At 36.7% G+C, this 20,992-nt stretch carries 14 protein-coding genes; 7 read left to right on the top strand and 7 right to left on the bottom strand.

Going from position 1 to position 20,992, the window contains the following annotated elements:
• Window positions 1-3: 3 nt before the first annotated feature.
• The 7 genes from CHSO_RS18655 to CHSO_RS18625 all read left to right on the top strand — a co-directional run bounded on the left by CHSO_RS18655 (window position 4) and on the right by CHSO_RS18625 (window position 10,125).
• Window positions 4-1,284, top strand: a complete 1,281-nt coding sequence (locus CHSO_RS18655) for a restriction endonuclease subunit S (protein ID WP_045499336.1) — start codon at window positions 4-6, stop codon at window positions 1,282-1,284.
• Between the two features lie 38 nt (window positions 1,285-1,322).
• On the top strand, window positions 1,323-3,179 hold the full coding sequence (locus CHSO_RS18650) for a DUF262 domain-containing protein (RefSeq protein WP_045499333.1): 1,857 nt from the start codon (window positions 1,323-1,325) through the stop codon (window positions 3,177-3,179).
• A 4-nt stretch (window positions 3,180-3,183) separates the two neighbouring features.
• The gene (locus tag CHSO_RS18645; protein ID WP_045499330.1) at window positions 3,184-5,499 is read left to right on the top strand and encodes a DUF262 domain-containing protein; all 2,316 of its coding nucleotides are present in this window, start codon (window positions 3,184-3,186) and stop codon (window positions 5,497-5,499) included.
• Between the two features lie 11 nt (window positions 5,500-5,510).
• Window positions 5,511-8,534: a type I restriction endonuclease subunit R gene (locus tag CHSO_RS18640; RefSeq protein ID WP_045502953.1), complete on the top strand. Its 3,024-nt coding sequence runs from the start codon at window positions 5,511-5,513 to the stop codon at window positions 8,532-8,534.
• A gap of 30 nt (window positions 8,535-8,564) precedes the next feature.
• Window positions 8,565-8,870 carry a hypothetical protein gene (locus CHSO_RS18635; RefSeq protein WP_045499325.1) on the top strand — a complete coding sequence of 102 codons (306 nt, stop codon included), beginning with the start codon at window positions 8,565-8,567 and terminating at the stop codon, window positions 8,868-8,870.
• Window positions 8,871-8,882: 12 nt separating this feature from the next.
• The gene (locus CHSO_RS18630; RefSeq protein WP_045499322.1) at window positions 8,883-9,791 is read left to right on the top strand and encodes a DUF5655 domain-containing protein; all 909 of its coding nucleotides are present in this window, start codon (window positions 8,883-8,885) and stop codon (window positions 9,789-9,791) included.
• Between the two features lie 76 nt (window positions 9,792-9,867).
• Window positions 9,868-10,125, top strand: a complete 258-nt coding sequence (locus tag CHSO_RS18625; RefSeq protein WP_045499319.1) for a hypothetical protein — start codon at window positions 9,868-9,870, stop codon at window positions 10,123-10,125.
• A 48-nt stretch (window positions 10,126-10,173) separates the two neighbouring features.
• Here CHSO_RS18625 and CHSO_RS18620 read toward each other — a convergent pair whose 3' ends face one another.
• The 7 genes from CHSO_RS18620 to CHSO_RS18590 are packed head-to-tail and all read right to left on the bottom strand — an operon-like array spanning window position 10,174 to window position 20,976.
• Window positions 10,174-10,725 carry a hypothetical protein gene (locus CHSO_RS18620; protein ID WP_045499316.1) on the bottom strand — a complete coding sequence of 184 codons (552 nt, stop codon included), beginning with the start codon at window positions 10,723-10,725 and terminating at the stop codon, window positions 10,174-10,176.
• Entirely contained in the window at window positions 10,722-11,972 is a 1,251-nt protein-coding gene (locus tag CHSO_RS18615; protein ID WP_045499313.1) for a condensation domain-containing protein, read from the bottom strand. Before CHSO_RS18615 ends, CHSO_RS18620 begins: the two co-directional genes overlap by 4 nt.
• Window positions 11,969-13,252, bottom strand: coding sequence for a condensation domain-containing protein (locus CHSO_RS18610; RefSeq protein ID WP_045499310.1), 1,284 nt, complete (start codon window positions 13,250-13,252; stop codon window positions 11,969-11,971). Before CHSO_RS18610 ends, CHSO_RS18615 begins: the two co-directional genes overlap by 4 nt.
• A 3-nt stretch (window positions 13,253-13,255) precedes the next feature.
• Window positions 13,256-15,658, bottom strand: coding sequence for a glycosyltransferase (locus tag CHSO_RS18605; RefSeq protein WP_045499307.1), 2,403 nt, complete (start codon window positions 15,656-15,658; stop codon window positions 13,256-13,258).
• Window positions 15,651-16,433, bottom strand: coding sequence for an alpha/beta fold hydrolase (locus CHSO_RS18600; RefSeq protein WP_045499304.1), 783 nt, complete (start codon window positions 16,431-16,433; stop codon window positions 15,651-15,653). The genes CHSO_RS18605 and CHSO_RS18600 overlap by 8 nt, the downstream gene beginning before the upstream one ends.
• Entirely contained in the window at window positions 16,424-16,723 is a 300-nt protein-coding gene (locus CHSO_RS18595) for an acyl carrier protein (protein WP_002977699.1), read from the bottom strand. The genes CHSO_RS18600 and CHSO_RS18595 overlap by 10 nt, the downstream gene beginning before the upstream one ends.
• Window positions 16,711-20,976, bottom strand: coding sequence for a type I polyketide synthase (locus CHSO_RS18590; RefSeq protein WP_045502950.1), 4,266 nt, complete (start codon window positions 20,974-20,976; stop codon window positions 16,711-16,713). The genes CHSO_RS18595 and CHSO_RS18590 overlap by 13 nt, the downstream gene beginning before the upstream one ends.
• Window positions 20,977-20,992 lie beyond the last annotated feature (16 nt).

Raw genomic sequence — 20,992 nt, 5'->3', positions numbered from 1 at the left:
GCAATGCAGCAATACGAAAAATATAAAGATAGCGGTGTAGCCTGGATTGGAAAGATTCCTAAACAATGGAATATTTTAAAATTGAAATTTTTGTTTAAAGATGTTTCAATTAAGAATAGACCAGATTTAGATTTACTTTCTGTAACTCAAGATCAAGGAGTTGTACCACGAAGTATGGTTGAAAATAGAATGGTTATGCCAACTGGAAATCTAGAATCTTTCAAAGTTATTTCAAAAGGTGATTTCGCAATTAGCTTAAGATCTTTTGAAGGAGGCTTAGAATATTCTGAATATGAAGGTTTAATAAGTCCTGCTTACACAGTATTAAAATCTCAAAAAGAAATTAATGATAATTATTTTAAGTTTCTTTTTAAAAGTAAGGCATTTATTGCTGAACTTCAATTGAGTATTGTTGGGATTAGAGAAGGTAAAAATATCAGCTATGAAGAATTAAAATATTCTTATACTCCAATTCCTCCACTTATCGAACAACAAGCCGTCGCTACCTTTCTCGATGACAAAACCTCCAAAATAGACCAAACGATTGTCATTAAGCAAAAAGAAATAGAATTGCTGAAAGAACGTCGCCAAATTCTCATCCAAAAAGCCGTTACCAAAGGTTTGGATGATAATGTAAAAATGAAAGACAGTGGTGTGGATTGGATTGGGGAAATTCCTGAGCATTGGGATACTGTAAAATTAAAATTTCTGGGCAATGCAATTATCGGCTTAACTTATTCACCAAATGATTTATGTGACCCAACAGAAGGCAAACTTGTTTTACGATCTTCAAATTTACGTAATGGAAAGTTTGTTTACGGTGAAAAAGAAAATGTTTATGTCAAGGGAAGAATTTCAGATAAATTATTGATAAGAAAGGATGATATTTTAATTTGTTCTCGAAATGGTAGCAGAGACTTAATTGGTAAATGTGCTATTGCAAATACTTATGATATCGGCCATTCTTTTGGAGCTTTTAATACTGTATTTAGATCAAAATATAATAGGTATTTATTCTGCATCTTAAATTCAAATATTTTTAAGTCATTATCTGGTTCGTTTTTAACGTCTACAATAAATCAATTAACAATAGGAAATCTCAATTCCATAAAAGTGCCAATTCCTCCTGAAACTGAAATGGAACAAATTAGATTATATGTTGAAGCCATAGAAGAAAAAATCACCAAAGCTATCTTGCTCAAGCAACAGGAAATAGACAAGCTGAAAGAGTATAAAACGGTGCTGATAGATAATGTGGTGACTGGGAAAGTGAGGGTGAGCTGAAATAAAACAAATAAAAAAAACTAATAACAAGAAAAAACATGACCAATGTATTAGAGCCCAGATCAATAGGCGAATTAACATTAACAAGTAAAAACTATAGGTTTTTTATTCCTTCTTACCAAAGAGGATATCGCTGGGGTAAGGATGAAGTATCAGCTTTATTAAATGATTTATTAGAGTTTTTAATTTTTAGTGAAAATAAAAAGGAAAAATACTGTCTGCAACCGATTGTCGTTAAAGAATTGCCAGACGGCAGATATGAAGTTTTAGATGGACAACAGCGTTTGACCACGCTGTATATTTTGTTATCTTATTTGAGACAATCTGACGATGAAGTGAATTTGTTTAGTCTACAGTATGAAACCAGAACCAACAGTGAGGCTTTTCTTCAAAATTTAACAACAGAAATCAATAGTGATAATCCGGATTACTTCTACATCAGTCAGGCATATGGCATCATATCTAACTGGTTCACCGATAATGGTACGCGAATACCTCGATTAAAAAGAAAAATAACTGATATAGTTCTGGAACAGGTCGACATTATTTGGTATGAGATTAAAGAAGAATCCAATCCAATAGATGTTTTTACACGTATCAATATTGGTAAAATTCCGCTAACCAATTCAGAGTTGGTAAAAGCAATCTTTCTAAGTAAAAACAATTTACAATTAGGCTTGGACGAAGATGATCAAAAGATAGCAGAAACCATTCTTAATAACAAGCAGTCTGTCATTGCTTTGGAATGGGATGCTATGCAAAAACAATTGCAAGACGATAAGTTCTGGGCTTTCATATACAATAAAAAAGAAAATAATTACCAAACCAGAATTGATTATATTTTGGATCTGGTAACTGAGAGTCCAATTAATAAAAAAGATAGTTTAGAATCTTTTAATACTTACTACGACAAAATAAAAGAGGTTAGAAGTAATCCTGAAACGGTAAAAGAATTAGAAATAAGCAATACATCGTTTATTGAAAAAGAATGGTCAGAATTAAAAGCATATTTTGATATTTTGCTGGAATGGTACAATAATAAATGGTACAACCATATTATCGGATTTCTAATTTCCAGAAACGAGAATGTAATTGAATTGTTGAAAAAATACAAAGACCTTAATCGTGATGGTTTTAAATCCAGTTTGCTTAATAAGATAAAAGATAGGTTTCTGGCAAAAAAACTATCGGCACTTAGTTATGAAAGTAATGATAAAAAAACAATAGAGAGTATACTTCTTCTTTATAATGTGGTAAGTTCGCTATTGCAGCCTGATACTTCTATACAATTTCCATTTGATCAAATCAGGACAAATAAATGGTCTTTAGAACACATCTATGCGCAGAATTCTGAGGACTTGAAAGAAAAGGATATTCCACTGTGGATTCATGAGCATCTTCAGTACTTCCAGAGAAATCTGAAAGAAAATGATACTGAGCTTGTTGCAATTATTGAATCTCTTAAAGTACTTTCTCAGTTTGATATAAGTAATGGCTTCTCGGAAGAATACAAAGAACTTTTTACTACTATCTTTAGTGATATTGACCGGTATAATTCTAAAAAAGATGAGCAGGATATGAAAGCAGAAGCATTAATAGAGGAAGCTGATGGTTACCAATGGATAACAGATGATCAGTCTATCGCTAACCTGACACTTCTTGATGTGGGTTCGAATTCATATTTAAGTAATTCAATTTTTGGAGTAAAGAGAGAAAAGATAAAGGAATTAGATAAGATAATGGCATTTATACCAAATGAAACCAGAAAAGTATTCTTCAAGTACTACTCGGATACTGTATGGCACGATGCTTATTGGACACTTGATGACAGAAAGGCTTATGTAAAAGACATAGAAAGCAAAGTATACAATTTGAATAACTTACTAGAAAATTAATAAAATGAAAACTACTTTTTGGAATATTCTTAGTAATACAAGTGAAGCTATATCGGTTCCTAATGGTATCCTGATTCCTAAAATACAGAGGGATTATGCGCAAGGAAGAAAAACGACGAGAGCCATCGAAATTAGAAATGAGTTTCTAAAAAATATTAAAGACGCAGTTATTGAGTTTAAAAATGGATCAAGTAAAGGGCTTGATTTAGATTTTGTTTATGGTACCAGCGAACTGGGTAGTTTTATTCCTTTGGATGGACAACAGAGATTAACGACTTTATTTTTAATACATTGGTATCTGGCATTCAAGGAAAATAAGTTATCAGATTACCTGTCAGTTTTTTCAAAATTTCATTACGAGACAAGACCGTCATCTAACGAGTTTTTGAAATGTTTGTGCAATAAAATAAGTAAGAAAGATTTTGACGATATTTTTAATGAAAATCAGTCCATTGAAGAAGTTATAAAAAATGAAAACTGGTACTATGCAGCTTGGAATTATGACAACACTATTCAAGCAATGATTACAATGCTTGCAAGTATTCATACAGAATTTTCTGGAAATGATATTAGGATCAATGATTTTATATTTTCAGATCAATGTGCAATTACCTTTAACTTTTTGCAGCTAGACACGTTTGGACTATCTGATAGTTTATATATCAAGATGAATGCACGAGGTAAGCAACTAACAAGTTTTGAAAATTTAAAAGCCCAGCTAGCAAAACTAATCAAAGAAAGTGATTTTAACACTCATTACTACTATCATTTAAAAACGCTTACTGGAGCAAGACCTGTGGATGTAGAAACTTACTTTGTGACGCAGGTAGACACAGTATGGTCAGATTATTTTTGGACAAACCGTGATGAAAACAATCATTTTGATGATAAACTGCTCAATCTATTGACTTTTGTTTCTCTAAATGAATTGATCATTAAAGATGTAGCTTTATATAATACTGCAACTAAAAATTTGGAAATAGTTGATTCTATTAGTTATTATGCCTTAAACAAAAATGAATTACTTTTTGAAAATGGACTAATAAGTTACATCAATATATTGGATATTTTATGTTCAAAAGATAAATCAATCATAAAGTTTTTTGAACAAACAAATTTTGTGAAAGATTATGTAAAACCGAGTTTTGACGAAGGTGTAGGAGCTAATTATGAACGTCGTGTAATGTTCTATGGAATATTCAAGTTTTTATTTAAGAATAATGATCATGTAAATTATGACGAATTATTAAGATGGATGAAACTTCTACAAAATCTTACTGTAAATACAATTTATGACAGCTCAGAAGATTTGAAGACAAGTTTAAATGGAATTAATGAATTTTTATATGATTATTCGGGTAATTTATACTCAGATTATATTGGTAAGTCTATGAAAGGCTTTGATTCTGTTCAGACAAAAGAAGAATTTGTAAAATTACAGATGAAACTTAAATCTCCGGAATGGTTTGAGTTAATTGAGTCGATTGAAACTCATGGCTTTTTGAAAGGACAGATTAGCAGCTTGTTAGTTTTTAGCGGCATTATGCAGGTTTCAGATAATATTGGTCTAAGTGCGATTTCGGATGATGAACTGATAAGACTCTATGAAAAATTAAAAGCTACATCAAAAGTGTTTAATTCCATATTTAATGAAGAAGGATTAAAAAGATTTGAACAAGAAGAGTTTAGAAGAGCATTGCTAACATTTGGAGATTATTCAATATACTCAACCAATTGGTTTTTTTATAACGACAGTAATCATCGTGATCTTTCTTGGAGAAGGCTTCTAAAAGAGACAGTAAATTTAGGACAAACCTATAAAACTGGTGCTTCTGCATTAATTAATTTGTTTGATAAATTAATTTCCGAAACTTCAATTAAAGAACAATTACAAGAAGTTATCAAAATTTACTTAAAGAATGAAACTGCAAGAGACTGGAAATATTATTTTATAAAATATCCACTACTTTTCCTTTCCTCAAAAAGGCATTATGTTAAATTTTTTGGAAGCAACGAAGACGAATTTATTTATTGTCTGAATAAAACAAAATACAATTTTGCAGGCGACTATGATTTTATGTCTTTGGTATTGAAGTCTGAATTAAATAAAAAAGGATTTGATACTGCAAGTATTCAATTTGGATTTTCAACAAAATATAATCAATTTGGTATAATTAAAATAAAAGGGAAGTCGATAAAAATTGTTTACAACTCTCCTCTTAGCAGACATAATTTTATTATAAAATCACACGGTACTGAAGAATATCGTGAGAAATCTTTGCAAAAAGTGATCACTTATATTATTGATAATTATTCTTGAATAAATTAATTATGCCATCACAAACTAACGAACTCGCCCTAGAAACTGCCATAGAAAAAGCACTCTGTGGTATTTCAACAGAAGATATAAAAAATGGAATTGTAGCAGATTCAAATGCTCCCTACAACGGTAATGGTTACTATATTGGAAACCCTGGTGACTTCAATGCAAAATATGCTTTGGATGAGGTTCGCTTTTGGGACTTTCTTGAAACCACGCAAAAAGAAGAACTGGAAAAACTAAAACGCCAGTCGGATTGGAAAATCAAAATTCTTGACCGTTTTGATAAGTTGGTAAAAAAGTATGGCATTTTGAGAATGCTTCGTAAAGGTCTGGCAGTTGATGATGCACAGTTTACGTTATTTTATGTAGCACCTTTACAAAATAGTAGTCAATGTATCAAAGACAATTTTGAGAGTAATCAGTTTTCTGTTACCCGACAATTGAGGTACTCAGTTGCCAACCCTCTTGAAGAAATAGATATGGTGATTTTCATTAATGGTATTCCTATTTCTACTATAGAACTTAAAAACCAATGGACAGGCCAGAACGCTAAGGTGCATGGGGTTGATCAGTATAAATATAAGCGTGATACGACACAGCCTTTACTTAATTTTGGAAGATGTATTGTTCACTTTGCTGTAGATACTGATGAGATTTATATGACCACCAAATTGGATGGTGCTAAAACATTTTTTCTTCCTTTCAATCTCGGTAATAATTTTGGAAAAGGAAATCCACCCAATCCTTTTGGTCATAAAACTTCCTATTTCTGGCAGGATGTTTTACGAAGAGAAAGTATTGCCAATATTATCCAGCACTTTGTCAGATTTGACGGTAGTGAAAATGATGCTTTAAATAAAAAGACGTTATTTTTTCCAAGATACCATCAATTGGATGTAGTTAGAAGATTAATGAAAGATACTACCCAAAAAGGAGCTGGAGAAACTTATCTTATTCAGCATAGTGCAGGTTCAGGTAAATCCAACTCTATTACTTGGCTGGCGTACCAACTTATAGAAGCTTATCCTGAAAATGATGTGGTTGCAGGAAACAAAACAATCAATCAGCCCATTTTTGATTCTGTGATTGTGGTAACGGATAGACGGTTGTTAGATAAACAGTTGAGAGATAATATTAAAGAATTTTCTGAAGTTAAAAATATTGTAGCGGCTGCATATAGTTCTGCTGACCTGAAAACAGCTTTGGAAAATGGCAAAAGAATTATAGTTACAACTATACAGAAATTTCCTGTTATTGTAAAAGATATTTCTGACATGAGCAATAAACAATTTGCAGTTATAATTGACGAAGCACATAGCTCACAATCCGGAAGTTCTGCTGATAAATTGAATGAAGCTATTGGAAATAAAGGAGAGGATCAGGACTATGAAGATTATCAGGATAAGATCCTTCAGGCGATGCAGGCTAGGAAAATGACTAAAAATGCCTCTTATTTTGCTTTTACGGCAACACCTAAAAACAATACTTTAGAAAAATTTGGAAAGAAACAGGAGGATGGATCTTTTAAGCCTTTTCATTTGTATTCAATGAAACAGGCCATTGAAGAAGGATTTATTTTAGATGTTTTAGCTAATTATACGACTTACAAAAGTTATTATGAATTAGAAAAATCTATAGAAGACAATCCATTGTTTGATACTTCGAAAGCTCAGAAAAAATTGAAAGCTTATGTGGAAAAGCATAAACAAACCATTGGTACGAAAGCGGAAATAATGCTTGATCATTTTACAAGTTCAGTTGTAAATACGAAAAAGCTTAAGGGAAAGGCAAAAGCAATGGTAGTGACACAAAGTATAGAATCTGCTATTAGATATTATAAGGCACTAGCTGATCTGCTAATGAAGAAAGGAAATCCTTTTAAAATTGTGATCGCATTTTCGGGGGCTAAAACGGTAGATGGTATAGAATACACTGAAGCTCAAATGAATGGCTTTGCAGAAAGTGAAACTAAAGATAAGTTTGATGAAGATGAATACAGAATACTAGTGGTTGCTAATAAATATCTTACAGGATTTGACCAGCCCAAACTTTCTGCTATGTATGTAGATAAAAAACTGCAAGGCGTTTTAGCTGTTCAGACTTTATCAAGATTGAATCGTTCTGCCAATAAATTAGATAAGCGAACAGAAGATCTTTTTGTATTGGATTTCTTTAATTCTGTGGAAGATATTAAAACTTCTTTTGATCCTTTTTATACTTCTACTACATTAAACAGTGCAACTGATATTAATGTATTACACGAATTAAAAGACAGTTTAGATGATTCGGGAATCTATGAACAAGCAGAAGTAGAGGATTTCAATGAAAAATATTTTAATAAAGTTGATGCACAATTTTTAAGTCCTATTATAGATGTGGCGGCTCAAAGATTTATTTCAGATCTGGAATTAGATGATAACCAAAAAGCAGATTATAAAATAAAAGCTAAACAGTTTGTAAAGATTTACGGACAAATTGCAGCTATTCTTCCTTATGAAATGGTTTCTTGGGAAAAACTTTTTTGGTTTTTAAAGTTTCTGATTCCAAAATTAAAAATTGAAGATAAGGAGCAAGATGCTTTAGATCAACTTTTAGAATCTGTAGACTTGTCAACTTATGGTTTGGAAAGAGTAAAATTGAATACTTCTATATCTCTTGACGATTCTGAAACAGAGTTAACTCCTCAGAATCCAAATGTTAGAGGTGCACACGGAGAAGCTGAGAAAGATGAATTAGAAAGTATTATTAATGGGTTTAATGAAAGATGGTTTCAAGGTTGGGAAGCTACTCCTGAAGATCAAAGAGTTAAATTTATTTCTTTAAGCAAATCTGTTCAGGCACATCCTGATTTTAATATGAAAGTTGCCCAAAATACGGATGAACAAAATAGAGATTTGGCATTGAAGAAAATTCTTGATGAAGTAATGTCTCAACAAAGAAAACAAGAACTAGAGCTTTACAAATTATATGCTCAGGATTCTTCTTTTTATCAGGCTTTTTACAATATGATTAAACAGGCAATTAATATTTAATATTCAGAAGTATATAATTAAACTAATAATATGAAAAACAAAATTGATTCACTGAAATTAACAACTGCCAATCCGGGAAAGTTGATTCAAAATTTGTTTGATAAAATAGATCATAAGAAAATTCGTAGTTGGGAATATGACTCTGATGAGCTGCTTTCTCATAAAGGAGGACAATATATTGATCACTTTTATTTCAAATATAGTATAGATCAGAAAAAAGGAGTTCTAATTTTTGATTTATATTCTGATGGAGATAAATTTGCAGAATCCAAAGCCATCCAATTATTAGAAAGAATGCTTAAGGAGCATTTTGGAGATGATTCAGATATAATTTAAAAGGATAATAAAATGTATTTATATAATATAGATCAAAAAAAGCTTAAAAACTTAGCAGAAAAACCATTTAAGCTTGAAAAAGATATTCAAAATGTTTTTGAATCTAATCTCGAAACCTTAACCAATTGGAAATTTATAAAGTCTGAATTTACTATAAAAGCGAACAGAATTGATACTTTAGCTTATGATAGTGAAAACAATTCTTTTGTTATTATAGAATATAAAAGAGATAGACACTTTTCCGTAGTAGACCAAGGAGTTTCGTATTTAAATTTAATGTTGGAATACAAAGCAGATTTCATTGTTGAATATAATGAAAGTCAGAATGAAACCATTAAACGTGCTGATATTGATTGGTCGCAGTCTAAAGTTGTTTTTGTATCTCCCGCTTTTACTTACTTTCAAAAGCAGGCTTCGAACTTTAAAGACTTACCAATAGAGCTTTGGGAAATTAAGCAGTATGAAAATGATATTATACTGATTAATCCTATAAAAAAATCTAAGGCAGCTCCTAATATTAAAGAAGTTAAATCTGAACAAAACTCTGTTATAAGTAAGGTAACTAAACAAGTGACTGTATATACAGAAGAGTTATACCTTTCGGGTAAAAATGATTCTGTAATTGAACTTTACGAAAGTTATAAGCAAGCAATTTTAAACTTATCTTCCGAGTTAGAAGTACATCCAAAAAAATGGTATATCGCATTTAAAACAAAAACAAATGTGATGGATATAGAGGTACAAGCTAATTCATTGAAAATGTGGATTAACCTCAAAAAAGGACAACTTGATGATCCTAAAAATATTATGAGAGATGTTTCTGATCTTAAAGGACATAATGGAAATGGTGACTATGAAATAATTGTTAAGGATACAGAAAACTTAGAATATATTATGAGTCTTGTGAAGCAAGCATTATAATATTGTTGTTGGAAATTAGGTATTTGTTATACTTTGATTTAAGCTTATATTTGAGTAAATATAAAAACTAAATATCATGGAAGAATATGATTACATTATTGTACAAAGTGTATTAACTAATGAAAGAGGCAAGCATGGACCAGTTCACATTAAGCCTCTTCCTGATCAAGATCCCTATTTGGAAACGATGTTTGTACAATGCTCCAAAGTGCTATCTAATGATTTTCCTGTAGGAACAAAATTTAGAATAAAAGCTAAAATAGTTTATCCGGAAGGAAAACGTCCTTTTGCTTCCAGCCATTATACTTGGCCTTTTGAAGTTGTGAAAGATTAAAAAGTTATGAAAGTAAATAAACTCTTCTAATTATTTATCATGAAGAGTTTATTTATTCATATCTAAAGTCATTGTATTTACCCTCCTACACATCCACCTCCTCAGCCTCCACACCGGCAAATACACAAACACTACAGACAAAATTCCAGCCAGTGTTCCCACTACTACAGCCATCGCCGTAGCATCCAGTTTATAATCCTTAGAAAAATTATATTGCCCTAAGAAAAGCATAACTAATACCAAAGAACAGGTAATCACGCCATGCAGGATACTCAGCTTGGTCATTAATTTTTTAATATTCAATTGTTCGTCTACGGTAAACTCAATGGCGCCTTGTCCGGCGGCATCGGTTACTCTTTTGAGGATGTCTATGGTGAGGACAACGGGGAGAAATAAAGCCATGGGTAAGGTAAGGCGGGCCAGGTTCTGCTCACCGGAGAAGAAATGGGTGTAGCCTAATTCTTTGAAGCTGGCATAGGCGATGATGAAATTGAAAAATACATTGGGAAGGACATAATAAATCGTACGCTTGATGAGAAAGCGTTTGAGGGTAGTTTTTTTGAGCTTTTTAGGTGGCTTCGGCTTAAATTTCAATTTCATGAGGCGGTCATTAGCGCTATGGCTTTCTCTTTTATTTTGGCGGCTTCCGCTTTGGGAAGGAAGTCTTCGTTGGACAAAAATATAAAATCCATCTGATGGTTGTACGTGGTAGTCACCAAAGTATTTGAGTTCAGCCATGGGAAGGCTACCGTAGGGCTGAAAATGGTTTCAATGCTGAAGTTTTTATATTCGTTCGGGATGTTGATCCTACCCATATTGGATAGGGTTACATCATGGCCGCCATTGCTTGATTTAAGCATGGAGATCATACGGTCCACAATCGGGTGCATCTGTTCACCCATCCACAGCAGTTCGCGGGCTTCCATTTTTCCTATTTTCTGAGTAAGGTCTTCTTTAATCTGTTTGGCATTGTTCAACAGATCGGAACTTCCTTTTTTAATCGCAAGGTCAACCGTTGGGGCAAAAGCAAATAAATGATCTTCTTTGATCTCCGGAATAAAATGACGCACATCCACCGGACTGATCACTTTTCCTTTGGCTTCTTTCCCTTTTACTTCCTGGAATGCCTGCATGAACGCAGAACAAAGTAAAGCATGTACGGAAATGCCATTGGCTTTACATCTTTCAGTAATTTGAGTCGTGGTTGCCGGATCCAGTTTTTGGTGAAGGACATAGTCTTTTCCAAGGTTTCTCTTTTTACTTTTTTGCTGTAGCATAAAGAAGAACCTGGCAAACGTCAGATAAAGTTTGGCTTTGAATTTCTTACTTTTTACATTAAAGTTAGAGGGTAAAAACTCATCTACAGATTGGAAAGCCTCATAAGGTTCTAATTCCAAAGAAGGATCATCCAAAAGCTGAAGAATTTCCTTCATCAAAGTCACTCCGGTGGTTCCGTCTGAGATGCAATGGGGCATTACCCAAAAGACCTCAGAAACGTTCTGTCCTCTTACCCAAACTAAACGGGCGAGAGGTGTATTTTCTTCCTCAAATAAGATTTTCCATTCTTTCTGGGATTCTGTAAGCCAGTCTTCGTCCGTTTTTCTTTCTACAATGCGGAGTGGGATAGGAGCGATGTCTTTTTTTTCTTTAAAAAAAGGATATTTCTCACTTTTGCTATCTACGACCACTCTCAGCATAGGATGCTTCTGCTGGATTTTTTCCAGAGCAGTTTTAAAATTCTGCTCCGGAATTTCTCCTTTTATTTTAGCTGCAAATACGCAGTTTACGGGCGTTTCGGGATCTACATACATGATCCTCTCCACCATCATTAGTTTTCTTTTGATCATGATACGGCGATATATTCCAGTTGGGTTTTAATGATCTTCATAACTTCATCACGAATCGCCATGGCGTCGGTATAAGGCAGATATCCTTCACTTCCTACAAATGAAAAATCCATTTTCCCACGGTACGTTGAAACTACCATTGTTGTCGTATTCCCTAACGGCCCAATGACCGATGGACTGAAAATAGTATCCACCGAAAATTCTTTATACTCATGCGGGATCTGAATGCGTCCCAGATTGGAAAACATACAGTCGTTAGAGGATTTTCCGTTCTTTAAAAGCTTGGTGAAATTGTTCAGCGCATCATGCCCGGATTCCATCACCATCATGGTGATATAAGGATCGAGCTTAGAGGTTTTACGCTCTACAGAAGCCTGCATGGCATGTAAATTTTCTATAAAGCTCAGCTTTTCATTGGCAGAAACTACGATCATCAATCCAAAAGCAAAAATATGGTCGTTTTTGATCTGGTTAGCAAAACGTCTGATATCTACAGGACAGGATACTTTATTAAAAGCTCCGGTTCCTTTTACTTTTTTGAATGCCTGAAGTAAAGCGGCACTTAAGAACGTGTTCACGGTAGCACCATTGGATTTACAATAGGAAATCAGTTGCTGGCTTACAGTTTCATCCACTTTCCAGTTGATTAAATAATCATTTTGACGATCAATGGATTTTTTACCGGTAGGAATAACCTTAATGGCTGTAGCCGCTAATCTTCCGATGAATTTAGCTTTTAATTTTTGCTTTCGGCTGTTTAAAATATTCGCCGGAACCACATCCTGAATGCCTAAAATAGGACTTTCTATCCCGATATCGGCTTTTGGATTATCCAATACTTTTAAAAATTCATAAAGGAAAGCCATTGCAGAACCACCATCGCATAAACAATGGTGGAACGCAAACAGCATGTCAGAAACGTCTTCCCCCTTGATCCAGACAAACCGGATAAGAGGCAATTTTTTAGGATCGAATAAAGTATTCCATTCCCTTTTGGATTCTTCCTGCCACTGATCTTCTCCTTTTCTGGCGATAATTCGCACCGGAATGGAGATCGGGTTTTCAGGAACATCAAACCACGGGATATTTTGATCATCGTGAGCAATAAGCGCTCTTAACCATGGATGTTTTTGCTGGATCTGAGCCAAAGCCTGCTGGATATCCTTCAGTGTAAAGGTACCTCTGAGCCTGAAAGGGATCACCGCATTGAACGGTTCTGTTCCGTCTCCCAGTAACATTCGCTCACCAAATAATAATCTTCTTTTAATAGGTTGGTTCATAGGCTATACAGACGCTAATGTGGAATGTTCCTGTACAAAGTTTTCTAACAATTCTACCGCTTTATCATTACCTCCGGCAAGATTGAAGGTATTTCGAACTTCCTGAGCGGCAGCTCTGTATTTAGGATTTTCCAGTAATTCAAAAACGGTTTCACGAAGTGCTTCTACACGCAGTCTCTTGTATCGGATGCTGATTCCGCAACCTGCCTGCTCAATTAATTTCGCAATATGGAAATGATCATAAGCAATAGGCGTGATCAACATCGGTAACCCGTTACGGAAAGTATCATTTACGGTATTGAAACCACCGTGGCAGATTACCATATCCATTCTTTGCATTACCGCAGATTGAGGGACAAAGCTGTTGACAATAAAGTTTTCCGGCCATTCTTCAAAGATTTCCGGTGGAGTAGCGGCAATCACCGTTACCGGTTGATCTTTAAATGCTGCAATAATCTTTTCAAAAAATGCTTTTCTGATGTCCACCAATAAAGTTCCCAGCGATACAAAGATCTTTGGAGTGGTGGAAGCATTTAATTTATCCCAGTCAAAAGGAGCGTCGTTCGGACGACCTTTTACAGGGCCTACAAATTTCATGTGAGATGGTACGGTATCAAAACCGGCAAAGGCTTGTGATGTAAATACCATATTCAGTTTATGCGAATGGATATAAATACCTTCTTCATGAATGCCTACTTCTTTTTGCAGGTCTTTGATGAGGTTTTGCTGCCATTCCCAGATTTTAGGGGCACTTTTTTCAGTGTCACCCATAACGTCCGGTGGAACAGGCGTGGTCGTTACACAAGGAATGTTGTGTTTGTGAGCGAAAAGCGCACCGCCAAAAGTAATACAGTCATTTACGATCACATCAGGCATCCAGCTTTCTGTTAATCGGGTTAATCCCGGCATCATCATTTTAGCGAAAGGAACATAGGTTTCTTCCAAAGCAAGTTTCATCACTTCAGGGCCTGAACAAGCCGGACCGTCATCCTGTCTTTTTAAAATGCGGGCGATTTCTTCCTGATACGGAATAAGATCTTCTTCAGGATAAAAATAAGAGCCTCCTTCCGGAATATGTTTGCTGTCTAAAGGCGTAATTCCGAACCATTTTACTTCATGGCCACGGGCAATCAGACTGGCTCCCACACTTAATGTAGGGCTCACATGTCCGAAAAATGGGGGAATAACAAATAAGAATTTAGACGGTTTTTCCGGTTTTGAAGTCTTTGTGATGGCTTCTTCCAATAAATTAGCGGCTGTAGATGCTCCTCCTGCTTCCATAAAAGATTGTCCTACTTTTTGAGCTGCCTCACGATAGCCCGGGTTATTTAATATTTGTTGTACTGCCTCTCTCAGATGATTGGCTTTAAATCTGTTGAAATTAAGTCTTTCACCCGCTTCTGTACGCACAACACGTCCTGCAACGTGCGACTGATCATACGCAATAGGAATTACCACCAAAGGAATTCCGTTGGATAAAGTTTCAGAAACGGTATTGTGACCGCCATGGCAAACCACCCCATCAAGATGAGGTAACAGATCCAACTGAGGAACCTGCTGGTACACCATGAAGTTATCCGGCCATTGCTCGAAAAGTTGTGGGTCAGAAACCACTACAACCGTTAAATCTTCATCTTTAAAAGCATCTACAACCTTTTGGAAGAATGCTTTTTTATGATCGTGATCGAAAGTGGTTCCGATGCTTACTAAAATCTTTTTGTTGGTAGCATTTTTTAATCTTTCCCAATCAAATTCACAAGAGATGCGACGCTCTGTAAGAACTGGTCCCGTGAATTGATATTGAGGAGCTAGATCTTCCATTTCCCCAAAGAAATAATTTGAGGTTAAAACAAGCGTCAACAGGTCTGAAGTTGCCAGAGAACGTTCTTCATGAAAACCAAGCTCTTTCTGTAAATCTAGGATTTGATTCACTTCCCATTCGTGAACTTTAGGCAGTTCATTCATGATTTTAATGGCAGCCGGAGCGGTAACTGAAGTTGCGTAAGGAATACCTAATGCTTTGGCAGCTACCGGAGCAGCAAATAACTGGTGGTCACCGATAATCAAATCGGGTTGGTATGTTTTTAATAAAGCAACAATTCCTTTATAGTAATGTCTGTTCAGTGGAATAAGAACTTCCTCGTAAAGGAACTTCACGCTGTCGATTCCGTAGACCACTTTTTTGGAAATAATATCGAGATACTGTTCGCTTTCTTTCTTTTCTTCGTCGGTCTGATCATATTGGATCAATAATAATTTTCCGCCCTCCGGAAGTTTAGCCCCTAAAGTAGGGTCAAGACTGATCCAGGCTACTTCATGTCCTCTTTCCAACAGCGTAGCACCGATGCTTAGGGTAGGATTGACATGTCCTGTCAAGGGTGGAACTATAAATGCAAATTTAGCCATGGTTCTTCGTTAAGATATTAGATAAAAACTGAGCGATCGTCTCTGCGATCAGCTGAGGTTCCTGGATAGGGATATTGTGATCGCCGGAGATTAATTCAAGTTCGGATGAACCGATTTGAGCCTGCAGCCATTCTCCTGTAGGTCTGCAGTTGGAATCAGCACCGTAAAGCAATAACGTGGAAGCCGTCAATCCATTGAAATCGGCTTCACCAAGGAAATGTTTTTCCTTAATCATATCTGCTTTGATGCTGGTTTGATTAAACAGAAACTCATACATACGATGGTTCTTTTCCATTTGTCTTTTGCCCATCTGCACTTTGGTAGTATCTGTAAAATTGGCTACATAATGCTCAAGGAATTCCTTGCTGTACTCATCAATGATGTTACGGGCTTTTTCGTCCTGAGGATCCGGAGCTTCCATCACCACCAGTTGATTAACGCGTTCAGGGTATTTCAATGCTGTTTTCAAAGCAATAAGACCACCGAAGCTATAGCCTACAAGATGTACTTTTTCCAGTTGAAGGTGATCCATTAAACTCATCAGATCGGATGACATGTTTTCAAGGTCGTACCCATCCAAAAAGCGTTCACTCATCCCGTGACTTTTCAGATCGTACATCACCACATGGAAATGTTTTGCCAGAATAGGGGCAATATTAAAATAATAAATGGACAGGTTACTGAACATCCCGTGGATTAAGACCACGGTTTGTTCGGCACCTTTATTGAGTTCCTGTATATGAACTTGTCTGTTATTGACAGTGATTATTGGCATTCGTAGATATAATTGATGATCATACTAAGGTCAAGATTAATAAGCTGGTCAAGATCCATAGAAGATAACCAACCTGTAAAGTCGATCTGATCGCCAAAATGCGCCTTAATCTTTTCAGAGAAAGAGACAATCTCAATGCTGTCCATTTCAAGATCTTTGGTGAATGAACTTTCCGGAGTAATGTCCATCTCCTCTACAAATTCAGCACCTATCACTTCAGTAATAAAACCTTTTAATAAAGTAAAAAGTTCTTCGTGGTTCATTTTTAATGTTGCGTTTACAGTGTCCATCCGATAATATAATTTTTATGTTTAACAGTTTTGATTTCAATGTTGTTGATCCACAAGTGATCGTCTTTTATTTGTTCTACTTCAAAGGCTTTTGGATTCCCTTTCAGTCCGGTTCCTAAGAATTTTCCGTAGGCTTCCTTCGCTACCCAGAAACGGGTGGTCCATTCTGCCTGATCTTTTCCTTTTAATAAGGCTAATTCATGGTCTGTAAATACCAGATCATAGAATCCTGAGCTGCGTTCTTCCATGAGTTCCATATCGATTCCTACAGATTTGCCATATCTCGCAATCCCCACGGCTTCTTTTCCTTTGTGAGCGAGTGAAATATGAATATCTTCTGTAAAATCACTGATGAGGTAAGGTTTCCCCACTTCATCGGAACGGATCTCAAAGGTGATCGGGAAGCAGGCAAGATTTTTTTCCTGACGAAGAAGGTTTCTCACGGCATCTTTCACCGCCACACGGCTTACCATCCAGTTTTTCTTCTTGTTCGGTAATAATTGTTGATGATGCTGTTTTTCCGTCTGGTTGAAATATCTTTTCAGGATAAAATCCCATGAAGCGACTCTGGTATACGCCTGGTGGAAGAAGAATACTTCAGGAGCAATCTCTTCAGAAAGGCGGTTATGCAATGGTGACATGGAAACATTCCATAAGGCGGCATCAATTTCCAGTCTTCTGTTCTGCCAGCCTGTGATGGCACACCATACTTTTCCGTCTCTTTTAAGAACGATATTAGCAATGGCAAATTCATCATTAAGCTCAGTCTGCATACAGGTACATTCAAAAATACCTTCCTGATCGTGCATGTCTCCGAAGAATTCAATGTCTCTGATCTTCACCGGGAAGGCGATACGGTCTTTCACTAAAGTTAGCTGTAACCAAAGCCCGAATAACTGTCCGGCATTGTCCAGCAGAGACCCTTTTCCGCCATTTCCTTTGATCTTTCCTATAATTCCTTTGGTTCCAACCGCTGAAACTTCAGTAATTCCCTGGTATTTGTCACCATGGAACATGTGCATATCGTAGATTTCTTCAGGGGTTTTTTCAATTGGTAAAAGATCACCAATGGAAAGATTGAAGGTTGGAGTAGGAACAGGACCGGATTTTAAGGTGACTTCTGCATTAGCGAAGTTCTCAATATCCAGATACGCATGATTTTCACCACGCCATTGTCCTTTCACAGTTTTCTCAAAAGGCTGCGCTACGTTCATCCATTGGAATACACTTACGTTCATGATTTTATGAACCTGTGTTCCCGGGATTTCCGCTTCTGCAATTTCTGCCAGCTGCTCAAAGATCATGGTCATCGGGATTACCGGTTCCATATCCGCTACATGAGCCCACCCTTTAGGCTGTCTCAATAAGCTGTGATCGATCAGGTATGGATGACTTTCCAGTGTTACATACAGATCTTTTGAGAAGGTTGTACTTCTTGGTGCTTGTGGAGCAGCGTGCTGTGCTACAGGAGCAACCTGAGCAGGGCGTGGAATCGTAATTTCCGGACGGTTCTGGAATAAAGTCAGGACTTCTTCCTGCATACGGATCATATCATTAACATTGTCCTGGAATGCCTGTACCAGCGGATGCCCACTTTTTGCTGTCATGGCTGAAGCTGAGGCAGTATATTGTTTTGGTGTTTCAAAGGCTTGAGCTAAGGCTTTTACTTCTTTGAAGTTTCGGATAATAGGTGAGCCTAATTCCAGTTTAATGCCTTTTCCTTGTGCTTTTTTTGAATGCTGCTGAACTTCCAGGAAATCAAGAGCAATGGTTTTCCCTTCTACAAATAATGAAGCTACAACACGTTGTAACTGCGCCAATGCGGAACGGGTAGGAACACTGGAAGGAATGGTGCTGAATGCTTTTCCTTTCAAGGTATCATCAATAAATCCGATCAGACCACCGGTACCCACCTGAATGAATACTCTGGCGCCTTCTTCGTATAGTTTATCTGTCAGTTCACGGAAACGAACAGGTTCAACCAAATGCTCAGCACTCAGTTTTCTGATCGCTGCCTGATCTGCAGGATAAGGTTCTAAAGTGGTTGCAGACCATAACGGAATCTTCGTTTTCTGGAACTGTGCTTTTTCCATTCCCGCTAAAATCACATCCAGTTTATCAGCGATAAATGGAGAGTGGAATCCGGATTGGAAAGGCAGTACCTGATGGAAGATCTGTTTTGATTTTAATAAGGGAACCAACTCATCCAATGCAGCATTGCTGCCACAAAGAATGACCTGATTAGGACAGTTATCGTTAGAAATATACAGATCTGAAATTTCAGTGATAAAAGGCTGTACCACATTAATTCCGGCTCCGATGGCAATGAATTTAGAATCTTTTAATTCAAAAGTTTCAGGATTCAGAACATCGATTAAAGCCTTTACTGAATTGGCTTCCGCCAGTTCTGATGAATATCCTGCCAGCCATTCTCCTAAACTGTGTCCTGCATTCATATCCGGGATGATTCCCAGTTTTTTCAATGAATTGTCAAGGATGCTGCAGTTGTTGAAAATATTTAAAGCATCGGTTAAAAGGCCTTCGCCCTCAGTTTCTATAGGCGCTGTTAATCCGAAATAACGGCTAACGCTGTCTACTTCACCTTTTGCCAGACCATCCAAACCAGGGAATACGAAGGCTACTTTTCCGCCATCTTTTAATAATGGGGTAGAAGTGTACCAGATATCCTGCTTGTTTTTCCAGATCAGGTTTTTGGAAACAATTTTAAGGGCTTTTTCTACTCTTGCAGGCGTAGGATCGAATATCGCTATTCTGAAATCTCCTTCTCCTAAAGTGGTATCGTTATTTTGTAATGCAGAAACTAATTCTGCCTGGGTAGGTCTTGCCAATAGCAATACTTTGTCTTTTTTCGGCATGTCATAGCCTTCAAGAACAACGTGAGCATTGATTCCGCCAAATCCGAAAGCATTGACTGCCGCTACTTTGGGCAGTCCTGTTTTTGACCAGTTTTTAGCTTCCTGTACCGGTTCAAATCTTGTATTCTGCATGTCTGCAGTAGGATTCTCACAGTACAATGTTGGTGGTAATGTATCATGGTGTAAGGCAAGACAGGTTTTAATCAATCCTGCGATTCCGGCAGCCGGCATAGCATGTCCGATATTGGACTTTACAGACCCGATTCCTGCTGCCGGAGCAGCTTCTTCTTTTCCGAAGAACTGTGCTAAGGTCTGAAGTTCTGTTTTATCTCCAAGCGGAGTTCCGGTACCATGGGCTTCAAGGTAACCTACTTTATTTTTATCCAGATCAGCATTGATCCAGGCTTGTTCTAAAGCTTTTAACTGACCTTTTACGGATGGGCTCATCACGCTGGTTCCGTTACCATCACTACTTACGCCTACACCTTTAATGACCGCATAGATTTTATCCTGATCGCGAACGGCGTCTTCCAATCGTTTTAACACGACGAAACCACAGCCTTCCCCAATCAGTAATCCATCAGCATCCCTACTGAACGGCTTGATCTGTTCCTGGCGGGACATCGCTCCCAATTGAGCAAAAATACTCCAGAAAGCTGCGTTCTGTCCGGTGTGAACTCCTCCGGCGATCATCATATCGGAACGTCCTCTCTGAAGTTCCTGTACGGCATGGTCTACCGCAATTAAAGCACTGGCACAAGCGGCATCTACCGTAAAAGCAACGCCTCCAAGATCAAAACGGTTGGCTACCAATGAAGCTACCAGGTTAGGAATTAATCCCATGGCAGTATCAGCAGCAAAACGTCCTTTGCGTTCCTGGAAAGCATGTTTTACTTTTTCAATATCAGCGGAAGATACCTGAGGCAGAAGCTCCTGCAATAAGGAAGAAATCTGTTCTCCGGTTCTTACAATTTCAATGGCACGGGTAGCTCCCGGTCCGGTATAATTTCCTTTTCCGATGATAATTCCTGCTTTTTCAAGAGATGTTTTCTTTTGAAATACACCTGCATCTTCTAAAGCTTTCTGAACTAAATCAAGGGTCAGTAAATGATCTGGTTCTGTTCCTTCCACGGCAAGGGGTAAAATCCCAAAGGTGGTAGGGTTAAACTCATAATCAGGAATAAACCCGCCTCGTTTGCAGTAGAAACGATCGACAGGGTTGGTGGCATCGCTAAAATGCACCGGATCTATCCTATCAGCCGGAGCGGATTGGGTAGAGTCTACTTTATTGACAATATTCTGCCAAAAAGTTTGGGCATCCTGCGCCCCGGGAAAGACACAGGATAGTCCAACTACAGCAACATCTGTTTTTTTCATGCTTAGTGTATACAGA

The organism is Chryseobacterium sp. StRB126 (assembly GCF_000829375.1).
Taxonomy (GTDB): Bacteria; Bacteroidota; Bacteroidia; order Flavobacteriales; family Weeksellaceae; genus Chryseobacterium.
This window is presented reverse-complemented; position numbering and strand designations above follow the sequence as displayed.